The sequence below is a fragment of the Pseudomonas sp. ICMP 460 genome (genome assembly GCF_002723595.1).
Taxonomy (GTDB): domain Bacteria; phylum Pseudomonadota; class Gammaproteobacteria; order Pseudomonadales; family Pseudomonadaceae; genus Aquipseudomonas; species Aquipseudomonas kitaguniensis.
This window is the reverse complement of record NZ_LKBR01000024.1, coordinates 183,446-198,511: the sequence shown is the minus strand read 5'-3', so window position 1 is coordinate 198,511 and position 15,066 is coordinate 183,446. Positions and strand designations below refer to the sequence as shown.

The 15,066-nt window shown below is 61.1% G+C and carries 14 protein-coding genes; 3 read left to right on the top strand and 11 right to left on the bottom strand.

Features of this window, described 5'->3' with window-relative positions:
• Positions 1 to 8: 8 nt before the first annotated feature.
• From AO240_RS17620 to AO240_RS17600, 5 genes are all read right to left on the bottom strand, one after another.
• Entirely contained in the window at positions 9 to 854 is an 846-nt protein-coding gene (locus AO240_RS17620; protein ID WP_099237829.1) for an NAD-dependent protein deacetylase, read from the bottom strand.
• Positions 855 to 862: 8 nt separating this feature from the next.
• Positions 863 to 1,303 carry a CBS domain-containing protein gene (locus AO240_RS17615; protein WP_058415041.1) on the bottom strand — a complete coding sequence of 147 codons (441 nt, stop codon included), beginning with the start codon at positions 1,301 to 1,303 and terminating at the stop codon, positions 863 to 865.
• Between the two features lie 130 nt (positions 1,304 to 1,433).
• Positions 1,434 to 3,383 carry a DNA topoisomerase III gene (locus AO240_RS17610; RefSeq protein WP_099237827.1) on the bottom strand — a complete coding sequence of 650 codons (1,950 nt, stop codon included), beginning with the start codon at positions 3,381 to 3,383 and terminating at the stop codon, positions 1,434 to 1,436.
• 133 nt (positions 3,384 to 3,516) lie between these two features.
• Positions 3,517 to 5,139, bottom strand: coding sequence for an MFS transporter (locus AO240_RS17605; RefSeq protein ID WP_099237825.1), 1,623 nt, complete (start codon positions 5,137 to 5,139; stop codon positions 3,517 to 3,519).
• 65 nt (positions 5,140 to 5,204) lie between these two features.
• The gene (locus tag AO240_RS17600; RefSeq protein ID WP_099237823.1) at positions 5,205 to 6,851 is read right to left on the bottom strand and encodes a GMC family oxidoreductase; all 1,647 of its coding nucleotides are present in this window, start codon (positions 6,849 to 6,851) and stop codon (positions 5,205 to 5,207) included.
• Positions 6,852 to 7,000: 149 nt separating this feature from the next.
• Here AO240_RS17600 and AO240_RS17595 point away from each other — a divergent pair, with 149 nt between their 5' ends.
• Positions 7,001 to 7,894 carry a LysR family transcriptional regulator gene (locus AO240_RS17595; protein ID WP_099237822.1) on the top strand — a complete coding sequence of 298 codons (894 nt, stop codon included), beginning with the start codon at positions 7,001 to 7,003 and terminating at the stop codon, positions 7,892 to 7,894.
• A 135-nt stretch (positions 7,895 to 8,029) separates the two neighbouring features.
• Here AO240_RS17595 and AO240_RS17590 read toward each other — a convergent pair whose 3' ends face one another.
• The 3 genes from AO240_RS17590 to AO240_RS17580 are packed head-to-tail and all read right to left on the bottom strand — an operon-like array spanning position 8,030 to position 11,065.
• Positions 8,030 to 9,130 carry a DNA alkylation repair protein gene (locus AO240_RS17590; protein ID WP_099237821.1) on the bottom strand — a complete coding sequence of 367 codons (1,101 nt, stop codon included), beginning with the start codon at positions 9,128 to 9,130 and terminating at the stop codon, positions 8,030 to 8,032.
• 16 nt (positions 9,131 to 9,146) lie between these two features.
• Positions 9,147 to 10,496, bottom strand: coding sequence for a glutamine synthetase family protein (locus AO240_RS17585; protein WP_099237819.1), 1,350 nt, complete (start codon positions 10,494 to 10,496; stop codon positions 9,147 to 9,149).
• An 11-nt stretch (positions 10,497 to 10,507) separates the two neighbouring features.
• Entirely contained in the window at positions 10,508 to 11,065 is a 558-nt protein-coding gene (locus AO240_RS17580) for a helix-turn-helix domain-containing protein (protein ID WP_099237817.1), read from the bottom strand.
• A gap of 199 nt (positions 11,066 to 11,264) precedes the next feature.
• On the opposite strand from AO240_RS17580, the gene AO240_RS17575 reads away from it, so the two are divergent.
• Together AO240_RS17575 and AO240_RS17570 are read left to right on the top strand one after the other, a co-directional pair.
• Positions 11,265 to 11,573, top strand: coding sequence for an RcnB family protein (locus AO240_RS17575; protein WP_099237815.1), 309 nt, complete (start codon positions 11,265 to 11,267; stop codon positions 11,571 to 11,573).
• Between the two features lie 88 nt (positions 11,574 to 11,661).
• A complete protein-coding gene (locus AO240_RS17570; RefSeq protein WP_099237813.1) occupies positions 11,662 to 12,855 on the top strand; it encodes an MFS transporter in 1,194 nt (397 codons plus the stop codon).
• 9 nt (positions 12,856 to 12,864) lie between these two features.
• Here the strand turns inward: AO240_RS17570 and AO240_RS17565 are convergent, their stop codons facing one another.
• From AO240_RS17565 to AO240_RS17555, 3 genes are all read right to left on the bottom strand, one after another.
• On the bottom strand, positions 12,865 to 13,140 hold the full coding sequence (locus AO240_RS17565) for a DUF1652 domain-containing protein (protein WP_099237811.1): 276 nt from the start codon (positions 13,138 to 13,140) through the stop codon (positions 12,865 to 12,867).
• 14 nt (positions 13,141 to 13,154) lie between these two features.
• A complete protein-coding gene (locus tag AO240_RS17560) occupies positions 13,155 to 13,406 on the bottom strand; it encodes a CsbD family protein (RefSeq protein ID WP_099237809.1) in 252 nt (83 codons plus the stop codon).
• Between the two features lie 131 nt (positions 13,407 to 13,537).
• A complete protein-coding gene (locus AO240_RS17555) occupies positions 13,538 to 15,034 on the bottom strand; it encodes a PAS domain S-box protein (protein WP_099237807.1) in 1,497 nt (498 codons plus the stop codon).
• Between the last annotated feature and the right edge of the window lie 32 nt (positions 15,035 to 15,066).

Sequence of the window (15,066 nt, the reverse complement as noted above, 5' to 3'; positions counted from 1 at the left end):
AGCAAGGGCTACCCCAGTCGCTCGACCAGTAATGGCAGCAACTGCTCGCACGACGCCGCGATTTTAGCCTGCAGCAGTTCATCCCCGCGTGTCTTGCCGAGGTTGATCGCAATCACCGGCTTGCCTTGCTCGACCATCGCTTTGCACAGGCGAAACGCCGAGTAGGCCATCAGCGACGACCCGACTACCAGCAGCCCCTCGGCGTGGCCTACCGCAGCCATTGCGCTGGCCGCCGTCGACTGGGCGACGTTCTCGCCGAAGAACACCACGTCGGGTTTCAACCGCTGGCCTTTGCAGTGGGGGCAATGGGGCACGTGGAAGCGTTCTTCAAAGTCCGGGTCCAGCAGCGTGTCGCCATCGGGCGCTTGCACGGCATCGACGCCCGCCAGGTAAGGGTTCTGATCTTCCATCATGCGCTGAATCACGTCGCGTTCGCTGCGTTGCAGGCAGTCCAGGCACAACACCCAATGCAGGCTGCCGTGCAGCTCGATCACATCACGGCTACCGGCCTGGTCATGCAGCGTATCGACGTTTTGCGTGATCAACCCGCTGATGTGCTCGTGTTGTTGCAGCGTCGCCAGCGCCACATGCGCTTTGTTCGGCTGCGCAATGCGCACGCGTGGCCAACCGAGCATCGCCCGCGCCCAATAACGGCGCCGCGCTTGCGCGGTGGCCAGGAACTCCTGGTACATCATCGGCGCCTTGCCCCGGCGCACGCCCTCGCTGTCGCGATAATCCGGGATGCCCGACGAGGTGCTGATGCCAGCACCGGTCAACACCAGAAAGCGGCGTTGCGCCATGGCCCGGTGCAGGGTGTCGAGGTGCTGCTCTTGATGTTCCAGCGTGTCCAGCATGAATTCCCCTATTCGCCGCGAATGTACTGCTCCAACTGCTTGATCAGGTCAGCCTGTTCGGCGATTGCTTCTTTCACCAGGTCGCCGATAGACAGCAGGCCGATCAGCTTGCCATCTTCAACCACGGGCAAGTGGCGCAGGTGGCCATCCGTCATGATGTTCATGCATTTATCGACACTCTGGTGGGTGTCTACGGTAATCACCGGCGAACTCATGATCTCGCTCACGGCGGTGGTGGCGGAAGAACGGCCCTTCAGGATCAGCTTGCGCGCGTAGTCACGTTCGCTGATCACGCCGACCACTTTACCCTCGTCCACGACCGGCAAGGCCCCGACGTTTTTGGCTGCCATCTGGATCAATGCCTCCATCACCGTCTGGTGTGACTTGATGGTATGCACGGCCTGGTTTTTCTGGTCCTTGGCGTTGAGCAATTGTGCGACGGTTTTCATGGCGGCCACTCCGGTGTTGTTTTTAGGTAGTCAGCGTCTGTTACAGAATCCTAGACGGCCTACGGCGGTGCAAGGCCCCAAGCGGCGTTAAACCCGTCGAAAAACGTCATTCGCCGGATGTTTTCAACGTTTACCCAGCATTTGACGGCTTTTTCGTACGTTTAGGCGTAGCCGTGGTTTTGCGTGGCGCAGCCTTGCGTTTGTTTTTCCAGGGCGTGGCGCCTCGCACGGCAGGGCTCGCCGGACCGGTGATGGTCATGCGCATGCCATTGCAGCGCGCCACCTGTTTGCTCATCCAGGCCGCCTGTTTGGCGACGAACTCTTCCAGGCTCATTTCACCGTTTTGCACCATGTCCAGCGCTTGTTCCCAGATAGCCGTGGTGCCGGGGTCGGCAATCGCGCGGGGCACCGCGTCGATCAAGCTGAATGCTGCGGGTGTCGCCGACAGGGCTTTGCCGTTTTTTACCAGATAACCACGGTCGAGCAGCCCCTGGATAATGCCGGCGCGCGTGGCCTCGGTGCCGATGCCGGTGGTGTCCTTGAGCTTTTGCTTGAGCAGCGGGTCCTGTACCAGTTTGGCAACGTTTTTCATCGCCTTGATCAGGTCGCCTTCGGTAAAAGGCTTGGGCGGCTGGGTCCACAGGTCTTTGAGGTTGACCCTGGCCACTGCGTAATCCTCGCCCTGCACCAGCATCGGCAACGCTTGCGGCGCCGGTGCCTCACGCCCCTTTGCCGGCGCCAATGCTTCGGGCAGGGCGCGTTTCCAACCCGGCTCGATGATGACCTTGCCGACCGCGCGCAACGCCTGGCCTGCGCAATCGAAGTCTGCCTGGGTGCGGTCGTATTCATGGTTGGGCAGGAACTGCGCCAGGTAGCGCGCGCGAATCAGGCTGTAGACCGCGCGATGTTTGCCGGTGAGTTGGCTCACGTCCTTGCCGGCGCCGGTGGGGATGATGCCGTGGTGCGCGCTGACCTTGGCATCGTTCCACGCCCGCGAACGGCGTTGGGGGTCGATATGCGGCATCAGTTCATTCACTGCCGCGTCCGCGCGGCCCAGCGCTGCGAGTATCTTCGGCGCGTCGCTGTGCTGGCTGACGGGCAGGTAGCCGCAATCGCTGCGCGGGTAGGTGATGACCTTGTGGGTTTCGTAAAGGGATTGCGCCACATCCAGGGTTTCCTGAGCGCCGAGGCCGAGCTTTTTCGAGCAGATTTCCTGCAGCGTGCCGAGGTCGAAGGGCAGGGGCGCCACTTCGCGCATGCGCTCGGTACGTAACTTCACCAGCCGTGCGGTGGCGGCATTACGCATGGCGTCGGCGGCTTGCTGCGCGAGTTGCGGGTTGAGGCAGCGGCCCTGATCGTCACAGGCGTCGTCGGCGGCGCGCCATTGGGCGGTGAAGGTCATGCGTTCGTGGCGCAGGTCCACATCAATCGCCCAGTAGGCCACCGGCACAAAATCGGCAATGCTGCGGTCGCGGTCTACCACCAGGCGCAAGGTCGGCGTTTGTACCCGACCCACCGGCAACACACCTTGATACCCGGATTGGCGCCCGAGCAAGGTAAACAAGCGACTCATGTTCATGCCGATCAACCAGTCGGCGCGCGAGCGACCGAGGGCTGAGTGGTACAGGCTGAACGTCTCGGCACCCGGCTTGAGGGCGGCCAGCGCCTTGCGAATCGAGGCGTCGTCGAGCGCCGACAGCCACAATCGCTGGATCGGCCCGCGATAGCGGCAATGTTCTACCAGCTCGCGGGCGATCATCTCGCCTTCACGGTCGGCGTCGGTGGCGATCACCAACTCCTGCGCTTCCCCCAGCAAACGCTTGACCGCTTTGTACTGGCTGGCGGTCTTGGGCTTGACCAGCATCTTCCATTTTTCCGGGACGATCGGCAGGTCGGCCAGCACCCAGCGTTTATATTTGGCGTCGTAGGCGTCGGGCGGGGCGGTTTCGAGCAAGTGCCCGATGCACCAGGTGACTGTGACTCCGTTGCCCACCCAGCAACCGTCGCCACGGCGACTGGCGCCGAGCACGGCCGCAATATCCTTGGCCTGGGAGGGTTTTTCGCAGAGGTACAGCCGCATGGTCAGCCCATTCGTTAAGCCGTTGAATGAGCAGCAGGATGGGCAAAAGAATCGATTTGAGCAACCTTTATCTGGATGGATATACAGCTATTTGTGTGCGCCCCCGCCCGTGGAAGGGTGGGGGCGCCCGCGGTCAGTTGTTATCGATGTCGACATGCCGGGTTTCTTTGAGGCAAAACAGCCCGACAAGCAAACTCACCCCGGTCACCACCACCGGGTACCACAGGCCATAGAAAATATCGCCGGTGTACACCACCAGGGCAAACGACACAGTCGGCAGGAACCCGCCAAACCAGCCGTTACCGATGTGGTAGGGCAGCGACATCGAGGTATAGCGAATGCGCGTCGGGAACAACTCCACCATCAACGCCGCCAGCGGGCCGTAGCACATCGCAGCGATCAGGATCAGCGTCACGATCAGCGCCACCACCATCACCTTGTTGACCTGCGCCGCATCCGCCGCCGACGGGTAGCCCGCCAGCGTTACCGCGCCGCGCAGGGCCGCCTCGTCATAACCGTCGATGCGCACGTCACCCACGCTTACCTGCACCGGGCTGCCGGCTGGGGCGGTGGCGCTGCTGTACGGCAGGCCTTGTTTGACCAGGAAGGTCTTGACCTTGTCGCACGGGCTGTCAAAGCGCGCCTTGCCCACCGGGTCGAACTGAAAGGTGCAGGTGGCCGGGTCGGCCAGTACGGTGATTGGGGACTGGCGGCTGGCCTGGTCCATCGCCGGGTTGGTGTAGTGCGCCAGGCCTTTGAAAATCGGGAAGTACAGCACCGTCGCCAACAGTAAACCGAGCATCAGCACCGGCTTGCGACCGACCTTGTCCGACAGCCAGCCGAACAGGATAAAAAACGGCGCGCCAATCACCACGCTGATGATCAACAGCATGTTGGCCAGGGCCGGGTCCATTTTGAGGAACTGCGTGAGGAAGAACAGCACATAAAATTGCGCTGCATAGAAGGTCACCGCTTGCCCGCCGTTGATGCTGAACAGCGCGATCAACACTACTTTGAGGTTTTCCCATTTGCCGAAGGAATCGCGGATCGGCGACGTGCTGCCTTTGCCTTCCTCTTTCATTTTCAAGAAGGCTGGCGACTCGTGCAGGCTCATGCGGATCCAGGTGGAAATACCCAGCAGCACGATGGAAAAAAGGAACGGAATACGCCAGCCCCAGACTTCAAACTGGTCGCCGGTGAAATAACGGCAGGCCAGCACCACCAGCAGCGACAGCAGCAGGCCGAGGGTGGCGGTGGACTGAATCCAACTGGTGTGCAGGCCGCGTTTGCCGGCCGGCGCATGCTCCGCCACGTAGGTCGCTGCGCCGCCATACTCACCGCCCAACGCCAGACCTTGGAGCATGCGCAGCACAATCAGGATGATCGGTGCTGCAATGCCGATGCTGGCGTAGGTCGGCAACAAACCGACGCAGAAGGTCGCGACGCCCATCAGGATGATGGTCACGAGGAAGGTGTACTTGCGCCCGATCATGTCGCCGAGGCGGCCGAACACCAGCGCGCCGAACGGCCGCACCACGAAGCCGGCCGCAAACGCCATCAAGGCAAAAATAAACGCCGTGGTGTCGTTGACCCCGGCGAAAAACTGCTTGCTGATCACCGCCGCCAGCGCGCCATAGAGAAAGAAGTCATACCACTCGAACACCGTCCCGAGGGACGAGGCGAAGATGACCTTTTTTGAGTCGTTACCGGCGCTGGCGGTGGCCGCCGAGCGCAGGGGTTGAGCATGTTCTGACATTGGGTAGCCCTCACAGTGATTATTTATTGTTGTTCCACTGTCGGCGCCATGTGCGGCGCCGCTATTCAGATTGCATGAGCCGTTTCTCTGTGTGCGGTGGGGCTCCTTGTGTTCGGCGAAAGGATCATTTGCGCGGCTTTTTCCGCGATCATCAGTGTCGGTGAACAGGTGTTGCCGGAGGTGATACGCGGCATCACCGAGGCGTCGGCGATGCGCAGGCCGGGCACGCCGTGCACGCGCAATTGAGCGTCGACCACCGCGTGCTTGTCGCTGCCCATGCGGCAGGTGCCTACCGGATGGAAGATAGTCGTGCCGATGCGCGCCGCGGCTTCTTGCAGTTGTTCTTGTGTTTGCAGTGCAGCGCCGGGCAGGTATTCCACCGGCTTGAACTGGCTCAAGGCAGGTGCGGCCACGATGCGCCGCGTCAGGCGTATGGCATCGGCAGCCACTCGCAGGTCTTCGGGATGGCTGAGGTAATTAGGCTGAATCAACGGCGCGTCCGCCGGGTTGGCCGAGCGAATATCAATGCGGCCACGGCTGTGCGGGCGCAGGTCGCAGACTGACGCTGTAAACGCCGGGAACGCGTGCAACGGCTCACCAAAGCGCTCCAGCGAGAGCGGTTGCACATGGTATTCGAGGTTGGCCGAGGTCTGTTCCGGGCCGGAGCGCGCAAACGCGCCGAGCTGGCTGGGCGCCATCGACAGCGGGCCACTGCGGTCGTACAAATAGCGCAGGCCCATGCCCATTTTGCCCCACACGGTGCCCGCGATCTGGTTGAGTGTGCGCGCATTTTCGAGCGTGTAGATCAGCCGCAATTGCAGGTGGTCCTGCAGGTTGCCGCCCACACCTGGCAATTCATGCACCACGTCAATACCGAGCGGCTTGAGCACGTTGGCCGGGCCAATGCCCGAACGCTGCAAGATTCCCGGTGACCCTACGGAGCCCGCGCACAGCACGATTTCCTTGCGCGCCTTCCAGCTCATTTGCTGCGCTTGTGAGCGCCCAAGCACCTGTGAGGCGCGGCCGTTTTCGAGCACCACGCGGTCGACTTCCACGTCGGTCAGCACGGTGAGATTGGGCCGCTGGCGGATCGGCTTGAGAAACGCCTTGGCCGCATTCCAGCGCACGCCGGCCTTTTGGTTGACCTGGAAGTAGCCGCAGCCTTCGTTGTCGCCCTGGTTGAAATCGCTGACCGGCGCGATGCCGCTTTGCGCCGCGGCGTCTCTAAAGGCGTCCAGAATCGGCCAGTGCAACCGCTGTTGTTCAACCCGCCACTCACCGCCGTCGCTGTGAAAATCCGAGCCGCCAGCAAAGTGGTTTTCGCTGTGTTTGAACAGCGGCAGCACGTCTTTCCAGGCCCAACCGGCGTTGCCGGCCGCCGCCCAGCCGTCGTAGTCACGCGCCTGGCCACGCATGTAAATCATACCGTTGATGGACGAGCAGCCGCCCAGCACCTTGCCGCGCGGGTAACTCAGCGCACGGCCTTGCAGGCCTTCCTGGGCTTCGGTCTTGAAGCACCAGTCGGTGCGCGGGTTACCGATACAGAACAGGTAGCCGACGGGGATGTGGATCCACGGGTAGTTGTCGCGGCCACCGGCTTCGAGCAGCAGCACGCGGTGGGCGGGGTTGGCGGACAGTCGGTTGGCCAGCAAGCAACCTGCGGGGCCGGCGCCTACCACCACGTAATCGTATTCAGCAGTTGCAATGGGCATCTGAGGCCTCGCTTGTTTTTCTTGTTGCCCTCATCCTAGTTGTTAGTTTTCGTCTTAAAAATGTTAGTTTTTACCCAGCGGCTGTGCGTTTTTAAACAGTGCCCGGTAATTCCCGGATGCGCACTGATTCTCTGAGGAGCGGAGGCGACATGTTCGACTGGAATGACCTGCGGTTTTTTCTCGAACTGCAACGCAGCGGCCGCTTGCTGACGGCCGCGCAACGCCTGAAAACCACGCACGCGACCGTGGCGCGGCATATCGAGGCCATCGAAAAAAGCCTCGGCACCGCCTTGTTCGTGCAGCACGCGCAGGGCTATGAGCTGACACCCTCCGGCGAAGCCCTGCTGAAACACGCCGAAGCCATGGAAAACGTCGCACTGCAGGCCGAGGAGGAACTCACCCATTCCACCGCGCCGTTGGGCAAAATTCGCCTTGGCGTGGCCGAAGGACTCGGCGTGATGTTCCTCGCCAGCCGCATGGGCGAGCTGTTCGACCGCTATCCGGGGCTTGAAGTGGAACTGTTGGCCGTGCCGCGTTTTGTCAGCATCCTCAACCGCGAAGCGGAAATCAGCATCCACCTCGAACGCCCCAGCGTTGACCAACTGGTCACGCGCAAGCTCACCGACTACCGCTTGGCGCTCTACGCCAGCCGCGCGTACCTTGCGCGCAACCCGCCCATCGAAAAGCGCGAAGACCTCGCCGCCCACGCATGGATCGATTACGTGGATGACCTGCTGTTCAGCCAGGAGCTGAAGTTTCTGAGCAGCTTCTGCCGCAACCCCAGAGTGGTGTTTCACAGCACCAGTGTGATCGCCCAGCACCAAGCCGCGCGCTCCGGCTTGGGCATCGCGGTGTTGCCCTGCTTCATGGCTGCCGGCGACGCAGAACTGGTGCCGTTGTTGCCGGCCGAGAGCATCCAGCGCAGCTACTGGATCAGCTCGCGCCGGGAACTGCACAAATCCGTGCGATTGCGCGTGCTGTGGGATTACGTGGTGCAATTGTGCGCACGTGAGCAAGGGTTGCTGCTCGGCGAACCCAACTGAAGACGCTCGCTCGTTCCCCCTGTGGGAGCGGGCTTGCTCGCGATAGCATCACCCCGGTCGGCCGGTTAACCCGAGTCGCCTGCATCGCAGGCAAGCCAGTTCCCACATTTGAACGCGGTGTGTCAGGCAGGGTGGTTAAGCGCTTCGCAGCTCAAACTCCGCGCTGGCGAGCTTCTCGCCGTTGACCAGCACATGCACCCAATGCTTGCCGGGATAGTGCTTGCGCGTGGTCAATTGCCGAATATGCTGCTCGCGCCGAATGCTCTGATGCTCGCCTGCACCCAGCGTAAACGCCTTGAGCTTGAACACTTTGGCCGCATGGTGGCCGGCGCTTTTCACGTAGTCGATGGCGTAGTCCACCACCAGTTTTTGCGCGGTGGTGGCGGTGGATTCCAGGCTGAAAGAAAGGCTGATGCGCTCGCCCAGGTTGATTACCGCAGGCGTGACCGCCAAATGGTGAATCCTGACCTCGGCTTTGGCCCCGGCGCCGATGACCGTCAGCGCGCGGGTGTTGCCTTGCTTGATCAGGCTGCGCAGCGCATGGCGGGCGATCCAGGCGGTGTGCGGGTTAGCCAGGTTCCAGCCTTCGATCAGGCTGAGCACCCATTCCGGGTGGTCTTTGGTGATGTCGTTGAGGTGGTTGGCCACCGATTTGCGCACGTAGAGGCTGCTGTCAGCCTTGAGATTATCGAGGATCGGCGCGCACAGCGCGGGGTTCGCCTGCACTTCGGCGAGGCGAAACGACCACGGCAGGCGTGGCCGCGACCCTTCACTGGCGAGGCGGCGCACGTGTTCGTTGGCGTCCAGCGACCAGGTTTGCAGCACCGCCAACGTGCGCTTGAGGTCGTGCAGCAAGAACGGGCGGATGGCGAACTCGGCCGAGCCAAAGGTCGTGAAGTATTTGAGCGCGGCCATCGAGCGCGTGAAGTCGCCTTGGCCGTAACTCGCCACATAGTGCGGCAGGCACAGGCTGACAAACGCGCTGTTCAGGCGCGGCGCCAGGGCGTAAAGCAGCCCGAGCGTTTGCGCATAATCCAGCGCGATTACGGCGTGCAGGCTTTCGCTGACTCGCGCCATGCGCTGCATCACCGACAACTCGGCCAGCCCAGCATTGGCGTGCGCAAGAAAGCCCTTGGCGTCGAACGCCGGGTACACCGCCGACATCTCGGTGGCGATGTGTTGCAGGCGTTCGGCGTTGAAGATTTCTTTGAGCGCTGGCGCGTTTTGCTCGGTCATCGGTAATCCCACGGCATTAGAGAAACCAGCGGTATTCCCGCGCGTTGATCTCTTGTTGAAAAGCCAAATGATCCTGGCGTTTGTTTTCGCAATACACATCGACAAATTCCGCGCCGAGCTTATCGCGTACCACCGGTTGATGCTGCATGGCGCGTACGGCCTCAAGCATTTCAACGGCGAAGTCAGTGCCGCTGCTGCGGTCTTGATTCAACGGTGCGATGGGTTCTTGCCTGGCTTCAAGCCCATGCTCAAGCCCCGCAAGAATCGCCGCCAGCACCAGATACGGGTTGGCGTCGGCACTCGCCAGGCGGTGTTCGATACGCAGGTTACGCGGGTCGGAGTCGGGAATGCGCACGCACGCGTCGCGGTCCTCAAAGCCCCAACTGGCGCGCGTGGCTGCGTTTGCTGCCGCGCCCAAGCGGCGGAAGGCATTGTGGTTGGGCGAGAAGATCGGCATGCAGTGCGGCAGCAATTGCAGGCACCCGGCCACGGCGTGGCGCAGCGGTTGTTGCTGATGCGCCGCCAGCACGTTATTGCCCGCCGCGTCATACAGGCTGACATGCACGTGCATGCCGCTGCCGGGAAATTGCAGGTAAGGCTTGGCCATGAAGCTTGCGCGGTAACCGTGCTTGAGCGCCACGCCTCGGCTGCTGCGACAGAACAGCGCGGCCCAGTCGGCGGCGCGCAGGGCGTCGTTCTGGTGGCCAAAATTGATCTCGAATTGGCCGGGGCCGAGTTCAGCGGTGATCAGCGTGATGTCGATGCCTTGGTCCCGGGCGGTTTGCGCCATGTCGTCCAGCACTTCGCTGAAGCGCGACAGGCGTTCGATGTGCAGGTTGGGTTGGTCATCGGCGTCGCCGCTCAAGCGGTCACGCGCATATTGTGGCAAGCCGTTATCGAGTTGCTTGTCGAACAGGTAGAACTCCAGTTCGAAGGCCACCACCGGGTGAATGCCTTTGGTGTGCAGGCGCTGCAGCACCTTGGCCAACACTTCGCGGGGTTCGAATTCAATCGGCGCGTCGGTGCCGTCCGAGGTGATCAGCATCTGCCCCAACGGCTGTGGCTCCCAGCTCACCGGCTTGAGTGTGCCGGGCACCAAACGGCGGTGCGCGTCCGGGTCGCCGTCATGGAAGCAGTAATCACCAATCTTGAACAACCCGCCTTGCACGCCCAGCAGCACGGCGTTTTGCGGCAGCTTCAACGGGCTGCCGGCGGCGACTTTTTCCAACAGGTCGACCGGGTAGCGCTTGCCGTAGAAGTGCCCGGGAATATCCAAAGCGATCAGGTCGACGTAGCGCACGTCGGGGTAGTGCTGGCGAAAGCTGCGTACTTCGGCCAGCAACGTGGCGGCGGACGGGTTTTTCACAGGCGATGCTCCTAGTTATAAACCCACAGCACGCGGGCGGGCAGGTCGGTCAGGTTGGCGTAGCGGCAATGCGCGAAACTGGCCAAGTGGAAGCTGTCGCCAGCGCTGAGGGTGACCGCCTCCGGCTCACCCTCCACCCACAGCGTCAACTCGCCTTCGAGCACAAAACCGGCCTGCTCGGCGCGGTCGCTGATGCTCTGTTCGCCGCTGTTGGCGCCGGGTGCCAGCAGGCTGTCGAGCATCGAAAAAGCGCCGCTCATGCTCGGCGACACCAGAATGTCGGTAACGCCATTGGCGTAATACACCGTGCGCCGTTCGTTGGGGCGGGTGACCCATTGCAGCGCTTTGGGTTTGGGCAGGCTGTAGAAGTAAGTGGTGGGCACATCGAGGGCGTGGCTGATGGCGGTCAGGTCCGCCACGGTGGGGCGCGACAGGCCGCGTTCGACTTGGGACAGAAACCCCACCGAGCGCCCGATTTTTTGCGCGAGCTGGGCAAGGGTGAGTTTTTTGTGCTTGCGCAGGTCGTGGATCAGCGCGGCCAGGGCATTCAGCTCTTGTTGCTGGTCCATGAAATTTAGTCCGTTAAATTTCATGAAAAATTACACGAATAATTTCATGTGAGCAATCAATGCGAGGCTGCAACTGCGTTTATGACCGCGGTTGCGTGCGAGTGCGCAAATGGCCAGCTGCGCAGTAGCGCTCTGGCTGAATGATTTTGTGCGCCCGCGGTCGGAACTTGGGTACGCATCATTAATTGAAGGAGCACCCATGAAATCCAAATCCCTAGTTGCCTGCCTGTTGCTCGCTGCCGGCTTGTCCACCGCAAGCTTTGTCGTGCAGGCGGGTGATACGCCGCAAGAAACCGTGAAGCCTTCAAGCATCAACACACGTGACCTTAAAGAGGGCGATCGCGCGCCGGACATGCTGATGCGCAAGGAGTCAGCCGTGACTGACTGGAAAAAACGTGGTTTGAAGCAGCCTGAAGAAGACAGCCAATGGGCCCGTGTGGGTGACAAGTTTGTGCTGCTCAAAACCACCAACGGGACCATTCTCGAGATCACCCCGGTCAAGAAATAAGCGCCGCGCAAGGCCTGCTATTTTCGAATTTCGTGGGTTAAGGTAACCGGCCGCAACGGCCGCGTTACCTTCAAGGAATGAGAGCAGGATGCTTGCCACCGTCAGAAACTACCCCCGTACTGTGAACCTGCTGCTGTGCGCCACGCTGGTGCTGACCTTGGCCAGGGCGATTACCTTTCCGTACCTGGTGATTTACTTCACGCGCCACTTTGGCCTCGACATTACCGAGGTTGGCCTGGTGATCGGCAGTTCGCTGATCATCGGCTCATTGCTCAGCGTGTACGGCGGCTTCCTGGTCGATCGCATCAGCAGTTACCGGCTGATGCTGAGCATGAGTGCGGTGTATGTGCTGGGGTTTGTCGGCACAGTACTCGCTCACGATATTTGGCTGTTCTATAGCTGCCTGATCCTGATCAACCTGGCCTATGCCGTCATCGACATTGCGGTCAAAGCCGGTTTTGCCAGCCTGCTGCCGTTCGAGGCGCGCAGCGAAGTGTTTTCCATCAAGTACACCCTGACCAACATCGGCTATGCCGTGGGGCCGTTTTTGGGGGCGATGATCGCCTCGCTGAGCATCAGCTTGCCTTTCATGCTGTCGGCGCTGTTGGGGCTAGGGTTTTTGCTGCTGTACTGGCGCTGGGGTGACCGCACGCTGAAGACCGTCGATAGCCAGCTAAAGCCGGTCTCGTTCCTCGCCGTCGGCCGTGTACTGCTACGCGACCATCGGCTGGTGTGCTTCACCCTCGGCGGCTTGCTCAGCGCGGTGGTGTTCGGCCAGTTCGTGGCGTACCTGTCGCAATACCTGGTGGTGACTACTACGGCTGAATACACGTATACCGTGATCAGTTGGGTGCTCACGACCAACGCCGTGCTGGTGATTGCGTTGCAATACGTGATTGGTCGACGCATTTCCCACCGTCACCTGAGCCGCTGGCTGATCACGGGCTTGGGCATGTTCATGCTCGGGTTGATGGGTTTCGCGCTGTCGACCAGCCTGCTGTGGTGGGTCATGGCGATGGCGGTGTTTACCGTGGGGGAGATTATCGTGTTCCCGGCCGAGTACATGTTCATCGACCGGATTGCCCCGGACCACCTGCGGGGCATGTATTACGCGGCGCAAAACCTGTCCAGCCTCGGTGGCGCGCTGGGGCCAGTATTGTGCGGGCTGGTGCTGGCCAGCCTGCCGGCCCACTACATGTTCTACATGCTGGGGGCGTTTATCGTGGGCGGTGGGGTGTTTTACTTTATTGGCGCGTCGCTAAAACCACGGCCAATGGTGTAACACGCACTATTATTGCGCCGAGGACGAAAGGGGCAGGTCATCCAGCGTCAGATGCCCCATGGTGTTGCACTGCAACTCGTAGCGCAGTTCTTCGACCATTTTTTCCACGGCTTGAGGCGACTGCAACTTGTTGGCGCTGATTCCCGTCACCACCAGGTCAACCCGGCCACTCTGGGCGTCGAACACTTTCAAGGTCAACGAGGCGTCCCGGCACAAGGTGAATTCGCAGGTCAGCGGCGACAAAGCTTCTTCGATGCAGTTGCGCAGTTGGGAAAGCGTGAACATCTTACTCAGCCTCCTCAACGACGGCGCAATAACAGGCCCACGAGCAGGCTGACACCGGCGACTACCGCCACGGTGGTCAGCGGCTTGCTCCTGGCGAAATCACTCACGGTGTCCAGTGCGTCGCCATAGGTTTGCTGCAGTTGGCCTGCGGCCTGGCGGGCAATACCTTCGGCGTGCAACTGCTCGTCACCGGTCAGGTCGCCGAAAAAACCCTGGGCCTTACCTGCGACTTTTTCTACCGCGCCTTTGACGTGTTCGCTGTTCATGGTGCGTTCCTTCAAGAGATCAAATCGCTTCGGCACGGAGCCCAAGGCTCTGTGCCCACCCTTCAAGGTTAAGCAACGAATCGCGAGGCAATAAGGCGAATTTGCACTGGTCGCACTAGTGCATTTGCACTCTATTTCTTGTTTTTGACGCGCAATTCGCCCGCAAACAAACCGCGTTCGCGCGCCCATACCATTGCTGCACTGCGGCTGTGCACCCCCAACTTGGAGTACACCGTGGCCACGTGATTACGCACTGTGTTGGGCGCAAGTTTCAGGCGCGAAGCAATCTCTTTGTCGGCCAGGCCTTCGCAGATCAAGCCCAGCACATCACGCTCACGCGCAGTCAAGTCGGTGAACGCCACGTTCGGCAAGTTGGGGCTGTTGACGCTCTTGGCGTTGGCCAGCTTCTCGATCAGGGTTTGGCTGAACCACGAAGCGTCCTGCATCACTTCTTCGATGGCAGCCACCAGTTCCAGCTCCGAGCGTTTGCGCTCGGTAATGTTCATCAGCACCAGCAGGTAGCAGGGCACATCTTGAATAACCACGGTGTCGGCGGAGAGCACGCAGTCGATCACCTCGCTGCCTTTTTTGCGCACCTTGAGGTCGTGACCCTCGAGGTTGCCGGCTTTTTCCAGGGTGGCGAACAGTTGCGCGCCGGCCTGCGGGCTGTCGATAAAATTGATCTCTTCGATAGCCTTGCCGATGAGTTCCTCGCTGGTATAGCCGGTGATGTTCATGAACGCTTCGTTGATGTCCACCACCTGCCGGTTGGCGGCGCTGCACACCAGGGTCGGCACCGGCGTCAGGCGAAAGGACTTGGCGAAGCGTTCTTCACTTTGGCGCAGGGCAATTTCCGCCTTGCGCCGTGGCTCCAGGTCGGTGAAGGAAAACAGCATGCAGTCTTCCTCGTTCATGTCCAACGGCTGGCCGGCGACGATCACCAGTTTGCTGCCGCCTTTGGGCAGGCGCAGCTCGGCTTGCATCTGCGGGATGGTTGCCCCTTCGCCCAAGCGCTCGATGGCCAGGTCCTTGCGCTCGGCCTGTTCCAGCACATCCAGTTCATACACCGAGCGGCCGATGACCTGATCGCGGTTGTAACCGGTCATCTCCAGAAAACCCTGGTTGACCTTGATGTAACGCAGGTCGCTGAGGCGGCAAATCACCGCCGGTGCGGGGTTGGCGTTGAAGGTTTTTTCGAAGCGTTGCTCGGCGCTGGCCCACTCTGTGGCGTCGCTGAGGATCAGCACCAACAGCTCCGGTTCGCCGTGCGCGTCGGTCAGCACCAGGCTGCGCAGGCGGTGCACCCAACTGCGCTGCGCACCGGCAGTGGGCGTGACTTCTACCACCACGTCGCTGAATTCTTCACCGGCTGCGACACGGCTCAGCGGGTAATTTTCCAGCGCCAGCGGGTGGTTGTTGCGGTAGCGCAAGGCGAAGCGCTGGGCATAGTCCTCGGTATTGGCGCCAAGCGCATTGATTTCGCTGACACCGTGCATCCTCAGTGCGGCTTCGTTGGCCCATAGCAGGGTCTGGTCCAGCTCGGCCAGCATCACACCGTCGGAAAGACCGGAGATGATCTGTTGCAATTGGCGTCGGTTGGTTTCTTTCGCGAGGACATCCTGGTTCATGCTTTCTCCCGGTAAACAGCGCATAACGCTAC

What these genes read in the sequence shown, in the direction of transcription:
- AO240_RS17605 (WP_099237825.1), bottom strand. Translation starts at nt 5,139, where the DNA reads ATGTCAGAACATGCTCAACCCCTGCGCTCGGCGGCCACCGCCAGCGCC.
- AO240_RS17565 (WP_099237811.1), bottom strand. Translation starts at nt 13,140, where the DNA reads ATGTTCACGCTTTCCCAACTGCGCAACTGCATCGAAGAAGCTTTGTCG.
- AO240_RS17610 (WP_099237827.1), bottom strand. Translation starts at nt 3,383, where the DNA reads ATGCGGCTGTACCTCTGCGAAAAACCCTCCCAGGCCAAGGATATTGCG.
- AO240_RS17600 (WP_099237823.1), bottom strand. Translation starts at nt 6,851, where the DNA reads ATGCCCATTGCAACTGCTGAATACGATTACGTGGTGGTAGGCGCCGGC.
- AO240_RS17580 (WP_099237817.1), bottom strand. Translation starts at nt 11,065, where the DNA reads ATGGACCAGCAACAAGAGCTGAATGCCCTGGCCGCGCTGATCCACGAC.
- AO240_RS17570 (WP_099237813.1), top strand. Translation starts at nt 11,662, where the DNA reads ATGCTTGCCACCGTCAGAAACTACCCCCGTACTGTGAACCTGCTGCTG.
- AO240_RS17620 (WP_099237829.1), bottom strand. Translation starts at nt 854, where the DNA reads ATGCTGGACACGCTGGAACATCAAGAGCAGCACCTCGACACCCTGCAC.
- AO240_RS17560 (WP_099237809.1), bottom strand. Translation starts at nt 13,406, where the DNA reads ATGAACAGCGAACACGTCAAAGGCGCGGTAGAAAAAGTCGCAGGTAAG.
- AO240_RS17575 (WP_099237815.1), top strand. Translation starts at nt 11,265, where the DNA reads ATGAAATCCAAATCCCTAGTTGCCTGCCTGTTGCTCGCTGCCGGCTTG.
- AO240_RS17595 (WP_099237822.1), top strand. Translation starts at nt 7,001, where the DNA reads ATGTTCGACTGGAATGACCTGCGGTTTTTTCTCGAACTGCAACGCAGC.
- AO240_RS17555 (WP_099237807.1), bottom strand. Translation starts at nt 15,034, where the DNA reads ATGAACCAGGATGTCCTCGCGAAAGAAACCAACCGACGCCAATTGCAA.
- AO240_RS17590 (WP_099237821.1), bottom strand. Translation starts at nt 9,130, where the DNA reads ATGACCGAGCAAAACGCGCCAGCGCTCAAAGAAATCTTCAACGCCGAA.
- AO240_RS17615 (WP_058415041.1), bottom strand. Translation starts at nt 1,303, where the DNA reads ATGAAAACCGTCGCACAATTGCTCAACGCCAAGGACCAGAAAAACCAG.